This window comes from Actinorectispora metalli (genome assembly GCF_056323685.1).
This window is the reverse complement of the sequence record NZ_JBREYE010000002.1, coordinates 1,575,662-1,589,450: the sequence shown is the minus strand read 5'-3', so window position 1 is coordinate 1,589,450 and position 13,789 is coordinate 1,575,662. Positions and strand designations below refer to the sequence as shown.

The 13,789-nt window shown below is 68.1% G+C and carries 15 protein-coding genes; 10 read left to right on the top strand and 5 right to left on the bottom strand.

Annotation, left to right across the window (positions count from 1 at the left end):
- Nucleotides 1-32: 32 nt before the first annotated feature.
- From ACU6XJ_RS27710 to ACU6XJ_RS27675, 8 genes are all read left to right on the top strand, one after another.
- On the top strand, nucleotides 33-830 hold the full coding sequence (locus ACU6XJ_RS27710; protein WP_476317969.1) for a helix-turn-helix transcriptional regulator: 798 nt from the start codon (nucleotides 33-35) through the stop codon (nucleotides 828-830).
- Entirely contained in the window at nucleotides 827-2,272 is a 1,446-nt protein-coding gene (gene sufB / locus ACU6XJ_RS27705; protein WP_476317966.1) for a Fe-S cluster assembly protein SufB, read from the top strand. The genes ACU6XJ_RS27710 and sufB overlap by 4 nt, the downstream gene beginning before the upstream one ends.
- On the top strand, nucleotides 2,273-3,418 hold the full coding sequence (sufD, locus tag ACU6XJ_RS27700; RefSeq protein ID WP_476317963.1) for a Fe-S cluster assembly protein SufD: 1,146 nt from the start codon (nucleotides 2,273-2,275) through the stop codon (nucleotides 3,416-3,418). It begins immediately after the preceding gene.
- Between the two features lie 2 nt (nucleotides 3,419-3,420).
- Nucleotides 3,421-3,735, top strand: a complete 315-nt coding sequence (locus ACU6XJ_RS27695; RefSeq protein ID WP_476317960.1) for a non-heme iron oxygenase ferredoxin subunit — start codon at nucleotides 3,421-3,423, stop codon at nucleotides 3,733-3,735.
- A gap of 25 nt (nucleotides 3,736-3,760) precedes the next feature.
- Nucleotides 3,761-4,534 carry a Fe-S cluster assembly ATPase SufC gene (sufC, locus tag ACU6XJ_RS27690; RefSeq protein ID WP_476317957.1) on the top strand — a complete coding sequence of 258 codons (774 nt, stop codon included), beginning with the start codon at nucleotides 3,761-3,763 and terminating at the stop codon, nucleotides 4,532-4,534.
- On the top strand, nucleotides 4,531-5,841 hold the full coding sequence (locus tag ACU6XJ_RS27685; RefSeq protein ID WP_476317954.1) for a cysteine desulfurase: 1,311 nt from the start codon (nucleotides 4,531-4,533) through the stop codon (nucleotides 5,839-5,841). Before sufC ends, ACU6XJ_RS27685 begins: the two co-directional genes overlap by 4 nt.
- On the top strand, nucleotides 5,842-6,297 hold the full coding sequence (gene sufU / locus ACU6XJ_RS27680; protein ID WP_476317951.1) for a Fe-S cluster assembly sulfur transfer protein SufU: 456 nt from the start codon (nucleotides 5,842-5,844) through the stop codon (nucleotides 6,295-6,297).
- A gap of 89 nt (nucleotides 6,298-6,386) precedes the next feature.
- Nucleotides 6,387-6,737: a metal-sulfur cluster assembly factor gene (locus ACU6XJ_RS27675; RefSeq protein ID WP_476318668.1), complete on the top strand. Its 351-nt coding sequence runs from the start codon at nucleotides 6,387-6,389 to the stop codon at nucleotides 6,735-6,737.
- 57 nt (nucleotides 6,738-6,794) lie between these two features.
- On the opposite strand, the gene ACU6XJ_RS27670 is transcribed toward ACU6XJ_RS27675, so the two are convergent.
- The 3 genes from ACU6XJ_RS27670 to ACU6XJ_RS27660 form a co-directional block, all read right to left on the bottom strand.
- Complete coding sequence (locus ACU6XJ_RS27670) at nucleotides 6,795-7,097, bottom strand: hypothetical protein (protein ID WP_476317948.1); 303 nt, start codon at nucleotides 7,095-7,097, stop codon at nucleotides 6,795-6,797.
- A 428-nt stretch (nucleotides 7,098-7,525) separates the two neighbouring features.
- Complete coding sequence (locus ACU6XJ_RS27665; RefSeq protein ID WP_476317945.1) at nucleotides 7,526-9,307, bottom strand: GMC family oxidoreductase N-terminal domain-containing protein; 1,782 nt, start codon at nucleotides 9,305-9,307, stop codon at nucleotides 7,526-7,528.
- Complete coding sequence (locus tag ACU6XJ_RS27660; RefSeq protein WP_476317942.1) at nucleotides 9,307-10,185, bottom strand: hypothetical protein; 879 nt, start codon at nucleotides 10,183-10,185, stop codon at nucleotides 9,307-9,309. Before ACU6XJ_RS27660 ends, ACU6XJ_RS27665 begins: the two co-directional genes overlap by 1 nt.
- Before the next feature lie 510 nt (nucleotides 10,186-10,695).
- Between ACU6XJ_RS27660 and ACU6XJ_RS27655 the strand changes: the two genes are divergently transcribed.
- The gene (locus tag ACU6XJ_RS27655; RefSeq protein ID WP_476317939.1) at nucleotides 10,696-11,865 is read left to right on the top strand and encodes a macrolide family glycosyltransferase; all 1,170 of its coding nucleotides are present in this window, start codon (nucleotides 10,696-10,698) and stop codon (nucleotides 11,863-11,865) included.
- Nucleotides 11,866-11,906: 41 nt separating this feature from the next.
- On the opposite strand, the gene ACU6XJ_RS27650 is transcribed toward ACU6XJ_RS27655, so the two are convergent.
- Nucleotides 11,907-12,290 (bottom strand): LapA family protein, encoded by a 384-nt coding sequence (locus tag ACU6XJ_RS27650; protein ID WP_476317936.1) that lies wholly within the window; start codon nucleotides 12,288-12,290, stop codon nucleotides 11,907-11,909.
- A 66-nt stretch (nucleotides 12,291-12,356) separates the two neighbouring features.
- Between ACU6XJ_RS27650 and arfB the strand changes: the two genes are divergently transcribed.
- On the top strand, nucleotides 12,357-12,782 hold the full coding sequence (gene arfB, locus ACU6XJ_RS27645) for an alternative ribosome rescue aminoacyl-tRNA hydrolase ArfB (RefSeq protein ID WP_476317933.1): 426 nt from the start codon (nucleotides 12,357-12,359) through the stop codon (nucleotides 12,780-12,782).
- Nucleotides 12,783-12,790: 8 nt separating this feature from the next.
- Here the strand turns inward: arfB and ACU6XJ_RS27640 are convergent, their stop codons facing one another.
- Nucleotides 12,791-13,726 (bottom strand): anti-sigma factor RsbA family regulatory protein, encoded by a 936-nt coding sequence (locus tag ACU6XJ_RS27640; protein ID WP_476317930.1) that lies wholly within the window; start codon nucleotides 13,724-13,726, stop codon nucleotides 12,791-12,793.
- Nucleotides 13,727-13,789 lie beyond the last annotated feature (63 nt).

Here is a 13,789-nt window from a genome sequence, read left to right as displayed (position 1 = left end):
CCCCCTCGGGCGATATAAGCAACACTTGTGTTGTGAAAAACGTCGGGACTCCGCCGCCTGCGGCGGCCTCACCTGAGCCGGTGCTTCCGGTCCAGGCGGGGTCGCATGCCGACGGCCGGACCCGGCACACGGTGGCCAGGCTGCTGCTGGAGCAGGGGCCGATCACCGCCGCCGCCATCGCCGAGGAACTCGGGCTGAGTGCCGTTGCTGTAAGGCGGCACTTGGACGCGATGGTCGCCGACGGCGAGGCCACCACCAGGGATGCACCACGGCGCGGACAACGGGGCAGGGGACGGCCGGCCAAGCTGTTCCTGCTGACCGAGGCGGGCCGCGCCCGTTTCGGCCACGCCTACGACGACATCGCCGTGGCCGCGCTGCGCTTCCTCGCCCAGCAGGGCGGTCCGGAGGCGCTGCAGAGCTTCATCGAGATCCGCATCGCCGGGATGCTCGAGCAACACCGCAAGGCCATCGCCGACAACGCCGACCCCGCCTCCAGGACAAGGGCGCTGGCAAGCGCCCTGACCAGGGAGGGATACGCTGCGTCGGCGCGTGAGGTAGGGGCAGGCGCGCAGTTGTGCCAGCACCACTGCCCGGTGGCACATGTGGCCGCGGAGTTCCCGCAACTCTGCGAGGCCGAGACGGCGGCGTTCGCCGAAGTCCTCGGCACCCATGTGCAACGGCTGGCCACCATCGCCCGAGGGGATGCCGCGTGCACAACGCACATTCCGCTCGCGGTGAAGAAGGCAACACCAGAACAGACGCAGCAGGACGCCGCCCCCGAGGCGCCTGCGGCAACAGCCCCGAACCAGGACGGAGGGGAGTCCGCATGACTGCCGCTGCCGAGCAGCGAACACCCACCACCCCGCTCACGCAGGAAGAAACGCTGGCGACGCTGGGCCGGTACGAATACGGCTGGGCCGACTCGGACGCCGCGGGTGAGACCGCGCGCCGTGGCCTGAGCGAAGAGGTCGTCCGCGACATCTCGGCGAAAAAGAGCGAGCCCGAGTGGATGCTGGAGTCGCGCCTCAAGGCGCTCAAGCTGTTCGACCGCAAGCCCATGCCGCACTGGGGCGCCGATCTGTCGGGCATCAACTTCGACTCCATCAAGTACTTCGTGCGCTCCACCGAGAAGCAGGCCGCTTCCTGGGAGGACCTGCCCGAGGACATCAAGAACACCTATGACCGGCTTGGCATCCCCGAGGCCGAGAAGGCCCGCCTGGTCTCCGGTGTGGCCGCGCAGTACGAGTCCGAGGTCGTCTACCACAAGATCCGTGAGGACCTTGAGGAGCAGGGCGTCATCTTCCTCGACACCGACACCGCGCTCAAGGAGCACCCGGAGCTGTTCGAGGAGTACTACGGCTCGGTGATCCCGCACGGGGACAACAAGTTCTCCGCGCTGAACGGCGCCGTGTGGTCGGGTGGCTCCTTCATCTACGTGCCCAAGGGCGTGCACGTCGACATTCCGCTCCAGGCCTACTTCCGGATCAACACCGAGAACATGGGCCAGTTCGAGCGGACGCTGATCATCGTCGACGAGGGTGCCTACGTGCACTACGTCGAGGGCTGCACCGCGCCGATCTACTCCTCGGACTCGCTGCACAGCGCCGTGGTGGAGATCATCGTCAAGAAGAACGCGCGCTGCCGCTACACGACCATCCAGAACTGGTCGAACAACGTCTACAACCTGGTCACCAAGCGCGCCAAGGCCGAAGAGGGCGCGACCATGGAGTGGGTCGACGGCAACATCGGCTCCAAGGTCACCATGAAGTACCCGGCCGTGTTCCTGATGGGCCCGCACGCCAAGGGCGAGGTGCTCTCGATCGCCTTCGCGGGCGAGGGCCAGCACCAGGACGCGGGCGCCAAGATGGTGCACCTCGCGCCGCACACCTCATCGACCATCGTGTCGAAGTCGGTGGCCCGCGGCGGCGGCCGCACCTCCTACCGCGGCCTGGTCAGGGTCAACCCGGGCGCGCATTCCTCGAAGTCGACGGTCAAGTGCGACGCGCTGCTGGTGGACACCATCAGCCGCTCGGACACCTACCCGTATGTCGACGTCCGCGAGGACGACGTGTCCATGGGCCATGAGGCCACGGTCTCGAAGGTCAGTGACGACCAGCTCTTCTACCTCATGTCCCGCGGTCTGACCGAGGACGAGGCGATGGCGATGATCGTGCGCGGCTTCGTCGAGCCGATCGCCCGCGAGCTCCCGATGGAGTACGCGCTGGAGCTGAACCGCCTGATCGAGCTGCAGATGGAAGGAGCCGTCGGCTAAATGACGGTCGCAGTTGACAAGCCAGGGGCCCCGGTCCCCGCGGCTTCCCGCGCCGAGCGGTTCTCCTCGTTCGACGTCGAGGCGTTCGAGGTGCCAACGGGCCGCGAGGAGGACTGGCGGTTCACCCCGCTGCGTCGCCTCGCAGGCCTGCACGACGGCGCCCACGCCAACGGCATCGCCACCGTCGAGTCCGACGGCGAGGGTGTCCAGGTCGAGAGCGTGGGCCGCACCGACGAGCGCCTCGGCGCCGCCGGAGTGCCGGGCGACCGGGTCGCGGCGCAGGCGTACTCGAGCTTCGAGCAGGCCACGGTCGTGACCGTGCCCAAGGAGGCCCGCCCCGAGCCGGTGACGGTCACCATCACCGGCCCCGGCGAGGACAAGATCGCCTACGGGCACACCCAGATCCGCGCCGAGCAGTTCTCCGAGTCCACCATCGTGCTGGACTACCGCGGCAGCGGTGCCTACGCCGACAACGTCGAGTACGTCGTCGCCGACTCGGCCCGCCTCAACGTGGTCGTCGTGCACGACTGGGCCGACGACGCGGTGCACGTCGCCGCGCACCACGCCAAGCTGGGCCGCGACGCGACCCTGCGGCACCTCGTGGTGACCCTCGGCGGCGACCTGGTCCGGGTCAGCCCCACGGTGACCTTCACCGAGCGCGGCGGCGACGCCGAACTGAACGGGCTGTACTTCGCCGACGCGGGCCAGCACCTGGAGCACCGGTTGTTCGTGGACCACGCGGTCTCGCACTGCCGGTCCAACGCGGTCTACAAGGGCGCCCTGCAAGGAAACAGCGCGCACACCGTATGGATCGGCGACGTGTTGATCCGCGCGGCGGCGGAGGCCACCGACACCTTCGAGCTGAACCGGAACCTGATCCTCACCGACGGCGCCCGCGCCGACTCGGTACCGAACCTGGAGATCGAGACCGGCGAGATCGAGGGCGCTGGCCACGCCAGCGCCACCGGCCGGTTCGATGACGAGCAGCTGTTTTACCTGCAGGCCAGGGGCATCCCGGCCGAGCAGGCACGGCGGCTGGTGGTCCGCGGCTTCTTCAACGAGCTGCTGGCCAAGATCCCGGTCCCTGCGGTCCGCGAGCGGCTCGAGGCGGCGATCGAAGCCGAGTTGCAGGCGGTGGGGACGTAATCATGTACCGCGTCTGCGCACTGTCCGAACTGGACGACCGCAAGCCGTTCGGCACCGAGGTCGACGGCACGCCCGTCGTCCTGGTCCGCGACGGCGAGCGGGTGCACGCGCTGCATGACGAGTGCTCGCACGCCGCGATCGCGCTGTCGGAGGGCGAGGTGGGCAAGCAGGGCTTGGAGTGCTGGCTGCACGGCTCCTGCTTCGACCTGCGCACCGGAGCGCCCAACTCGCTGCCCGCGACCGACCCGGTCGACGTGTTTGCGGTGGACATCAGGGACGGCGATGTCTACGTCGACACCACGACCACGACGAACTGACTTAAGTACCAGGAGAAACGAAGCAATGGCCACTCTGGAAATCAAGGACCTGCGGGTGTCGGTCACCACCGACGAGGGCCCCAAGGAAATCCTCAAGGGCGTCGACCTCACGGTGAAGGCCGGGGAGACCCACGCGATCATGGGCCCCAACGGGTCCGGCAAGTCCACCCTGGCCTACGCCATCGCAGGCCACCCCAAGTACGACATCACCGGCGGCGAGGTTCTGCTCGACGGCGAGAACGTGCTGGAGCTGAGCGTGGACGAGCGGGCCCGCGCGGGCCTGTTCCTCGCCATGCAGTACCCGGTCGAGGTGCCCGGCGTGTCGATGTCGAACTTCCTGCGCACCGCCGCCACCGCGGTCCGCGGCGAGGCCCCGGCCCTGCGGCACTGGGTCAAGGAGGTCAAGGGCGCGCTGAAGGACCTGGAGATCGACCCGTCCTTCTCCGAGCGCAGCGTCAACGAGGGCTTCTCCGGCGGCGAGAAGAAGCGCCACGAGATCCTCCAACTGTCGCTGCTCAAGCCGAAGGTCGCGATCCTGGACGAGACCGACTCCGGCCTGGACGTCGACGCGCTGCGCGTGGTGTCCGAGGGCGTGAACCGCTTCAAGGCCGCCGGTGACGTCGGCGTCCTGCTGATCACGCACTACACCCGCATCCTGCGCCACATCAAGCCCGACTTCGTGCACGTCTTCGCGGGCGGTCGCATCGTGGAGTCCGGCGGCGCCGAGCTGTCGGAGACGCTGGAGAACGAAGGCTACGTGCGCTACACCGGAAAGCAGGAGGAGGCACTGGTCAAGTGACCACCACCCCGCAGGTCAGCGGCGTGGCCGCGCCGCTGGACGTCGAGACCATCCGGGCGGATTTCCCGATCCTGTCCCGGACGGTCCGCGACGGGAAGCGGCTGGTCTACTTGGACTCCGGTGCCACCTCCCAGCGGCCGCGCCAGGTGCTCGACGCCGAGCGCGCGTTCGTGGAGACCGCCAACGCGGCCGTGCACCGGGGAGCGCACCAGCTTGCCGAAGAGGCCACCGACGCCTATGAGGGCGCCCGCGCCCGCATCGCGTCGTTCATCGGCGTCGACGAGGGCGAGGTGGTGTTCACCAAGAACGCCACCGAGGGCATCAACCTGGTCGCCTACGCCATGAGCAACGCCATCGGCGGTGCCGAGTCGGAGGCTCGCTTCATCGTCGGTGCGGGCGACGAGATCGTGGTGACCGAGATGGAGCACCACGCCAACCTCGTGCCATGGCAGGAGCTGTGCCGCCGCACCGGCGCCACGCTCCGCTGGTTCGGCGTCACCGACGACGGACGCCTGGATCTGTCCACTATGGACGATTTGGTGAACGAGCGCACCAAGCTGGTCGCCTTCACCCACCAGTCCAACGTGCTCGGCACCGTCAACCCGGTCGCCGAGATCGTGGCGCGGGCCAAGGCCGTCGGCGCGCTGACCGTGCTGGACGCCTGCCAGTCCGTGCCGCACCAGACGGTGGACTTCCACGCCCTTGGCGTCGACTTCGCCGTGTTCTCCGGCCACAAGATGCTCGGCCCCAGCGGAATCGGCGTGCTCTACGGCCGCCGCGAACTGCTGGAGTCGATGCCGCCGTTCCTGACCGGCGGTTCGATGATCGAGCTTGTCCACATGGAGCGCTCCACCTACGCCCCGCCGCCCGCGCGGTTCGAGGCGGGCGTGCCGATGACCTCGCAGGCTGTCGGCCTCGGTGCCGCCGTGGACTACCTGACGGTGGTCGGCATGGACCGCATCACCGCCCACGAGCACAAGCTCACCGAGGCCGCGATCGCGGGCCTGTCGGCGATCGACGGCGTCACCATCGTCGGCCCGACCGATATGGCGGACCGCGGGGGAGCGGTGTCGTTCGTGGTGGACGGCGTGCACCCGCACGACGCGGGCCAGGTGCTGGACAGCCTTGGCGTGGAGATCCGCGTCGGTCACCACTGCGCGTGGCCGCTGCACCGCAGGCTCGGCATCCCGGCGAGCATCCGCGCCACGTTCTACCTGTACAACGATCTGGACGACGTCACAGCGCTGCTGGACGCCGTACGGGAAGCCCAGCGCTTCTTCGGCGTTGTACCTGCGGGAGGCGCCTGAATGCAGCTTGAGCAGATGTACCAGGAGATCATCCTGGATCACTACCGCAACCCGCACCGCCGCGGTCTGCGGGAGCCGTTCAACGCCGAGTCGTTCCAGGTCAACCCGACCTGCGGCGATGAGGTGACCCTGCGCGTGCAGTTGGACGGGGCGGGCGCCGACGCCAAGGTCATCGACGTGTCCTACGACGCGCAGGGCTGTTCCATCAGCCAGGCCGCGACGTCGGTGTTGACAGATCTGGTGGTCGGGCACACCGTGGAAGAGGCGTTCGAGACCCACCAGGCGTTCCTGGAGCTGATGCAGGGCCGCGGCAAGGTGGAGCCGGACGAGGACGTGTTGGAGGACGGCATCGCCTTCGCCGGGGTCGCCAAGTACCCGGCGCGGGTCAAATGCGCGTTGTTGGGTTGGATGGCTTTCAAGGATGCCGTCGCCAAAGCCGAAGTGGGAGCGAACTGATGGCAGAAAATGCGGTTGAGGCGCCTGCCAAGGACGTGATCAACGAGACCCCCGAGCAGGGCGAGGACGTCGTCCGCGGTGCCGCGGGCATGCCCGACCTGCCCGCAAAAGCCGAACTCGCGTCGTTCGACGACCTCGAGGAGGCCATGCGCGATGTGGTCGACCCCGAACTCGGCATCAACGTGGTGGACCTCGGCCTGGTGTACGACATCAGGGTCGAACAGGACAACACGGCGATCGTGGACATGACGCTCACGTCGGCGGCCTGCCCGCTCACGGATGTCATCGAGGACCAGACCCGCGCCGCGCTGACCGGCGGCCCCGCGGGCGGCTTGGTCGACGACGTCCGCATCAACTGGGTCTGGATGCCCCCGTGGGGCCCCGAGAAGATCACCGACGAGGGCCGCGAACAGCTTCGTGCCCTCGGCTTTACGGTCTGACCGGGTTTCACGCTTCGAGGAAGCCACCAACTCCGATGGGTTGGTGGCTTCACTCGTTCAGACCAGTCCCTGCGAGGTAAGGCGTCCCCGGGCGGTGATGAGCGCGCGGCGGGCGTCATCCCATTGGCCCATTGATAGGTGCACCAACGCGTCCCGCACCGCGGCAAGTGCGGGTTCGTCGTAGCTGGAGGACGTTTCCTCCAGTACTGCCAGCGCCTGGCCCACTTCTCGCGCGACCCGCTGGCATACCTGTCGTCGGTGCTCGAAATCGACGGTGACGAGTTCCGACAGGGCCGCGTTGACCGCCGCGGAGGCGGTTGCGGCGGCAACCGACTTCCAACCATCTCCTTCGCCCCACATGAATATCACGGTAAGGCTTCTTTCCGATAACGGAGACAGACCACCGACGCCGCTGCCTGCAGTTCACCGGAAAGAGTGTCTAATGTGGAGCATCAAATTCCGAGGGTCTTTCACGACCGTCGTTCTGGCGGCAAACGCCTCCCTGTACGGCTATAGCTTGGGCGGGCAATAACCGACGACTTCTGGACGCAGTGTGGTCGACCTTGCCTGCCGGAAATGGTTCGACGTACGCAGTGGTATTTCAATGAACGCGAGCCACTTTCGTCTCTGAGTGCGGCTTCCGGGTTCGCCCGCTTCGCCTATGCCGAGCGGTGCGTATTCATACACCGACGACTCTGACCAGTGGCCCGCTTGCTCGCCGCGCCCCGCAATGCCATGGCACTGCGGGGCGCGGCGAGACCTGTATTCGACGGCGAGCCCGGTAGTACTCAGAGGCCGAGTTCCGCCAGGCGTTTGCTGATTCCCGGGTCGGTGGACGGGGTGGGGGAGCCGGTGGCCACCCAGGGGTCGCCGCCGAAGTGCCGTTGGAAGATCTTCTCGGCGGTTCGGGTGGCCAGGGCCTGGGTGGTGAGGGTGGGGTTCGGGCCGCCGAGGGAGTTGGACAGGGCGGAGTTGTCGGCGATGTAGAGGCCCTTGACCCAGCGGGATTCGGCGTTGGCGTCGACCACCGAGTTCTGCTCGGACAGGCCCATCCGCATCGAGGACTGGACGTGCAGGATCAGCGGTGCCCAGTCAATGCGGTAGACGCGTTTGGCGCCCGCGCCGCGCAGCAGGGCGACAGCCTTGCGGGTGAGGTACTCGCGGTTGCGTTGGGTGCGGGCGGTGCGCTGGCGCTGCTTGAACTGGACCCTGGCGACGGCGCCGTGCTCGTCGGCGGGGAACGCCGAGGGGAGCACCCGGTTCTGCGCCTCGACGTCGTCGTCGGTGATCACCAGGACGTTGAGCAGGCGGTCGATGCCGCCTGCCAGCAGGTCCTTCAGCTCGGGGCCGATGGGGCGGCCCGCCGGGCCGTCCCAGGGGCCGGTCATGCCGCGGCCGTTGGTGTACTGACCGCGGATTCCGCTGTCGGACAACATCATCGAGAACGCTTGGAGTGCGGGCGGCAGGCCCACGTTCTCCAGGCCGCCGTAGCCGGGGAAGTCGCAGCGCGCCGAGGAGCCGACGCCTTTGGAGTTGCCGGTGTCGGTGTCGAACGCGCCGAGCACCCAGTCGAAATGATGGTCGGTGTAGCCGCGGCCGACCCAGCCGTTGGGGTTGGGCAGGCCGCTGTTGAACCACAGGCGTGGGGTTTCGGTGCAGCCGCCCGCGAGCACCACGACCTTGGCGTCTTCGCGGTGGAGATGTCCGCCTCCCGTGCGCCAGGTTACGCCGGTTGCGCTTGTTGGACCAGTTGTGCCATTGCGTTGGGCTGTATGGACTTTGGTGACGAAGGCGTCGGTGATGAGGGTGACCGGTTTGCCGCCGGGCGACCAGACGTCGGCGGTCAGTGCCATCGGGACGTAGCTGTTGTCGGTAGACCGCTTGGCGAATTGGTTGCGGGGGGCGTGCACCGGCTGCATGCAGCCCTGGAAGCAGTAGCCGCAGAACGTGCAGCCCGTTGCCTTCGGGTAGACGAGGAGGTTCCTGTCCGAGGTCTTGCCCGCGTTGCCGCCGGGTTGGAGCACGGCGTTCTCCTGCGGGCGGTAGGAGGCGCCGCGGGTGGTCTTGGTGGTCTGCACCGGGATGCCGAGCGTCTCGCAGCCCCGAAAATACGTCTGCTCCTTGGTGCCCATGGCGGCGGTCTGCACCGGGAGGGTGTGCTCGACCCACTCGTAGTAGGGCACCAGTTCCCGGTAGGTGAACGGGAAGCGGTGCTCGGTGTCGTAGTTGCCCGCGTCGGGACCGTCGTAGCCGGTGAACACGCCGGGGTAGGCGCGCGGGCAGTTGCCGTAGAAGTGCTGGGTGGTGCCGCCGACACCGGAAAGCTGCCAGACGAAGGAGTTCTGCGGGGTCTCCCGATACCAGGCGGGCTTGTCCCGATCGGTCGGGCCGAAACGGAAGAAGCCGGTCGTCGGGTTGTTGGCGTCGTTCTCGAAGTGCGTCCATTCCTCGCGCGGCTTGGCGTGGCGGGGGCCCGCCTCCAGCAGCAGCACGTCCAGGCCCTTGGCGGCCAGTTCGGCGGCCACGACCGGGCCGCCGCCGCCCGCGCCGACGATGATCACGTCTCGCATCAGTCGCTGACCTCCTTGCGGTCCTGGTAGTAGCCCTTGAAGTCGTTCCAGCCCTCAACCGGGCCATTGGGCTGGTATCCGGTGAGCGCCCACCCGACGGGCCTGCCGCGCAGGGTCTTGGTGGCGGGGTTGAACACCGCGTACTCGGAGTAGCCGCCGAAGGCCGGGAACTCCAGCAGCGCGCCGCCGACGAAACGCAGCACGCCGGACACCGACTCGTGCAGCGGCTGGGGAAGGTTGCGGTCGATCATCGCGACCAGGTCGGCGTCGGCGCCCTCGATCAGCGACAGCGCCGTGGCCTTCTGCGCGAAATTCAGCCGGGAGAACGGCGAGAGGAAAGGGCCGTTCACCGCGGCCGGGTTGACCTGGGTGGCGACGAAGTTCAGCAGCAGCGCGATGGCCAGCGACAGCGGGATGGTCTCGTCGTTGGCCAGCAGCGTGCCCAGCGCCTCGTCCAGCGAGTCGACCGCGCCGGGCAGGATGCCGCCCAGCAGATCCGGCAACTCCAGCCCGGAATCGTCGAGGGCGGTCGCGAACGCGAGGGCGATCGGTTTGGCCAGCTTGTCCGGGGCGGGCAGGAAGTTGTCCAAGGCCTCGATCATGAACGTGGTGGCGTTCATCTCCAGGGCGCCGGGTTCGGTTCGCGGTGTGCCCTGTGCGCGGGAGTAGGCGTCGGGGCCGGGGACGACGAACGTGGTCAGGCCGTTGACGGTGTCCCTGGCAAGCTCGCCGAGCACCTTCTTCAACGGCTCAAGCAGATCCGCGCGGGGCAGCGCGGAGGCGGTCGCGGGAAGCACGCCGCCAAGCGACACGGCGGCGCCGAGCACGCCGATTCTGGCGAGCAGCGCTCGACGCGCGATGTGGTGGGAGGACTGCATTTCCAGGCTCCGTCCTGGTAAACGCGCAACGGGGGAGTGGATCGGGGACGAAGCCACACATTAAGACGCTGTGACGCGGGCTACACGGCGGCGGTTCGCATGCTGAGACCGCCGTATCGGTGTCTGAGAAGATCGTTCTACCGCCCGGTAGACGTGGAAAGTATTCAGATACCTGCGGTTTTCCGCTGGGTGGGCAAGGGTTTCCAGCGGGCCCGCTGGTATGCACAACCAGCCAAGTTCTACCCAAATGGGCGACACTGGGCGGCGTCGAAAATGGGATGCGCGGCTGTGGGTGTCGCGGTTAGGGTGGACGGCATGTGGGGCTTCTTCCAGTACTACCTCTGAGTAGACGTCGAGCGCGCTCCGGCGCGCGCTGCGCTCATCTCTCCTCGCGACGACCATCTCTGGCGATGGTGCGCGTTCGCGGTCCGGCGACCGTGGGCGGGCTGCGCCTCGGGTCGACGCGGGTTGAGTCGTTCAATCCGAATGCAGACTTGGAGTAGTTCCACCATGCGCAAGACGTCTCATATCGCCTTTTTCTCCATGCCCGCCCACGGGCATGTGAACCCGATGCTGGGCATCGTGGCCGAACTGGTGCGCCGCGGGCACCGCGTCAGCTACGCCACCATCGGCGACTTCGCCGCCCGCGTTGAGCAGGCGGGCGCCACCGCGGTCGTCTACAACTCGACGCTGCCCTCGGACGCCAACGGCGAGCAGTGGCCGGAGGACATGGCCACGGTCGGTCCGCTGCTGGTCAACGAGACCACGCAGTCCCTACCGCAGCTTGAGCGGCTGTTCGACGCCGACCGACCCGACCTGGTGCTCACCGAGGACCCGATGGGCGCTGGTCGCATCCTGGCCGCCAAATGGGGCGTCCCGGCAATGGAGATCTGGGAGTTCTTCGCCGCCAACGAGCACTTCACCATCGACCAGGAACAGCCCTCCGACCCGCGCGAGATGGAGGAGTGGATGTCGCGGTTCGCCAAGCTGCTGGCGGACCAGGGCATCGACACCCCGATCGAACAGTGGTGGGCGTCCGCTTTGGACGGTGGCATCGTGTTGATGCCCAGGGAATTCCAGTTCAAGGGCGAGACCTTCGCCGACCATTTCCACTTCGTCGGGCCCTGCCTCACCGAACGGGCATTCCAAGGCGACTGGCAGGCACCCGCCGACGGCCGACCGGTACTGCTGGTCTCCCTCGGCTCCGCCTACAACAACCGCCCGCAGTTCTGGCGGGACTGCGTGACGGCCTTCGCCGACCTGCCCTGGCAGGTCGTGCTGGCCGTCGGGAAGTACATCGACCAGGGTGCGTTGGGCGAACTGCCCGCCAACGTCGAGGTGCACGCCCACGTGCCTCAGCTGGCGATTCTGGCCAAGGCGAGCCTGTTCGTCACGCACGCCGGGATGGGCGGCACCATGGAGGGCCTCTACACCGGCACTCCGATGGTCGCGATCCCGCAGGGCGCCGAGCAGTTCACCAACGCCAAGCGGATCGTGGAACTCGGCCTCGGCCGGATGCTCGACCGCGACGCGGTGACCGCGGAGCTGTTGCGCGACACCGTGCTGGAGCTGGCCTCCGACGAGGGCACCAGGGCGAGGGTGCTGGAGATGCAGCGTCACGTGCGCGCGGCGGGCGGCGCGCCTGCCGCGGCCGATGTGATCGAGAAGCTGCTGTCCTGAGTGACGGTTGCCCCGGCCCGACGCGGGCCGGGGCAACCGGTTCAGCTCTTGGGCAGGCTGCGCCTGCGCTGGCGGCGGAGCTGGAGGATGCGGGCGCCGCCGATAAGGGCGATGAGCAGCGCGCCTCCGGTGGCGGAGAACAACATCGCCACCCCCAGCGGCAGGTTGCCCTCGACGCCGAGGAAGCGCACGGTGACGTCGTTGTTGTTCTGCAGGATGAACACCAGCAGCATGATCAGCACCAGGGTCGCGACGACGACGGCGACCCAGGCACCCGCCGTCCTGGTGTGCTGGATGCGCTCTTCGGCCGGTGTCTCACCGGTCGACGGAACCCTGTCCGGCACGGTGTCCGGCAGCGGTTCGACGGTCTTGTCGGTCTTGTCCGGAACCTTGTCGCCGACGGGGCGCTCCGACCTCTCAGCCATGCTGATCAGTTTGCCGTATCCCGCGTTGCTCCACCCGCCGGGGCATGACTGAGGCATGCTGATCGCATGGACGGCGAACTGCGCATCACTCCGAGGGTGGCGATCCCCGCCGCCGAGCTGAGCGAGCGCTTCTCCCGTTCATCCGGCCCCGGCGGTCAGGGCGTCAACACCGCGGACAGCCGCGTCGAACTGTCCTTCGACCTGGCACGGTCCGCGTCGGTACCCGACCATCTGCGGGAGCGCGCGTTGCAGCGGCTGTCGTCGCGGCTGGTTGACGGCGTGCTCACCGTCGCCGCTTCCGAGCACCGCGCACAGTTGCAGAACCGGCAGGCCGCCCGACAACGCCTCGCCGACCTGCTGCGCACCGCGTTCGAACCGCCGCCCCCACCGCGCAGGCCCACCAAGCCCGGCCGCGGCGCCAAGGAACGCAGACTCAGCGCGAAAAAACGCCGCTCCGAGGTGAAGAAGTACCGCCGCGACCTAGGGGACTAACCCTTGCGTTAGATCGTCATGTGCAGGCGGAGCGTGAAACGGTCGGCGGTGTTGCGGATCTCGACCAGGTCGCAGAGCTGGTGGATCAGCCAGAGGCCGCGGCCGCCTTCGGCGTCGGGGGCGGGGCGGAGTCGGCCTGCCAGCGGGGTGGGCAGGATGCCCGCGTCGGCGATCTCCGCGTACACCGTGTCGCCCTGGCGCCACAGGCGCAGGATGCCTGCGCCGCCGCCGTGGATGACCGAGTTGCTGGTGGCCTCGTCGACGGCCAGCGTCAGGTCAAGCTTGCGGTGGTCGGGTAGGCCCCAGCGGTCGGCGGCCTGCTCCACGACGCGGCGGAGCAGGCTGAGGTCGGCGGCGCCGAAGGACAGCGTCTCCGCCTCCCGTGGCAGCTCCCACGGGGCGGCGCTGCATTCGGCGTCGATGACGTGGGCGTCCACGTAGTGCTCGCTGTCCTGCTGCTCGTCGGGCCACCACAGCACGGGATGGGTGCGTTCGGCGTCGGAGAGCACCCACGGGTCCAGGGCTGAGGTGTCGTACGGGCAGAGGATGGCGGCTTCGCGGTCGTGGAAGGCGAGGTTGATCAGCGCCTCGTGACGGGTCGCCTCGCGGGTCTCCGACGGGGTGCGGCCGTGCCAGATGGGTTCGCCGACCAGTCGGACCCGGCGGCCGGGGTGGGCACCGGCGAAGCCGGTCAACGCGGACAGGATGCGCCCGGGGTTGCGGCCGACCTCGGTCATGTCGTGCAGCTCGATCAGGTGTTCCACATCGCGGAGTTCGGCGCGCAGCGGTTCGAGTTTCCAGGTCGGAACGGAGACGAATACCGGCTCGTCCGCCGCGAGACCACCACGGACGAAGGCCGAGACGCCCTTCAGGTACTCGGGCATGTCGCGGTAGAACAGCGCGGGATGCACGAATACGTCGGACGACGCTGCAGGGACCGACACCGCCTGCGGACACCCCCTCGTATCGAATGGGAAAGGGCAGACACCTGCACCCGAAGACAGGGT

Coding starts and splice junctions, on each gene's coding strand:
- sufB (WP_476317966.1), top strand. CDS start 827: ATGACTGCCGCTGCCGAGCAGCGAACACCCACCACCCCGCTCACGCAG.
- sufD (WP_476317963.1), top strand. CDS start 2,273: ATGACGGTCGCAGTTGACAAGCCAGGGGCCCCGGTCCCCGCGGCTTCC.
- ACU6XJ_RS27695 (WP_476317960.1), top strand. CDS start 3,421: ATGTACCGCGTCTGCGCACTGTCCGAACTGGACGACCGCAAGCCGTTC.
- sufC (WP_476317957.1), top strand. CDS start 3,761: ATGGCCACTCTGGAAATCAAGGACCTGCGGGTGTCGGTCACCACCGAC.
- sufU (WP_476317951.1), top strand. CDS start 5,842: ATGCAGCTTGAGCAGATGTACCAGGAGATCATCCTGGATCACTACCGC.
- ACU6XJ_RS27675 (WP_476318668.1), top strand. CDS start 6,387: ATGCCCGACCTGCCCGCAAAAGCCGAACTCGCGTCGTTCGACGACCTC.
- ACU6XJ_RS27670 (WP_476317948.1), bottom strand. CDS start 7,097: ATGTGGGGCGAAGGAGATGGTTGGAAGTCGGTTGCCGCCGCAACCGCC.
- ACU6XJ_RS27665 (WP_476317945.1), bottom strand. CDS start 9,307: ATGCGAGACGTGATCATCGTCGGCGCGGGCGGCGGCGGCCCGGTCGTG.
- ACU6XJ_RS27660 (WP_476317942.1), bottom strand. CDS start 10,185: ATGCAGTCCTCCCACCACATCGCGCGTCGAGCGCTGCTCGCCAGAATC.
- ACU6XJ_RS27655 (WP_476317939.1), top strand. CDS start 10,696: ATGCGCAAGACGTCTCATATCGCCTTTTTCTCCATGCCCGCCCACGGG.
- ACU6XJ_RS27650 (WP_476317936.1), bottom strand. CDS start 12,290: ATGGCTGAGAGGTCGGAGCGCCCCGTCGGCGACAAGGTTCCGGACAAG.
- arfB (WP_476317933.1), top strand. CDS start 12,357: ATGGACGGCGAACTGCGCATCACTCCGAGGGTGGCGATCCCCGCCGCC.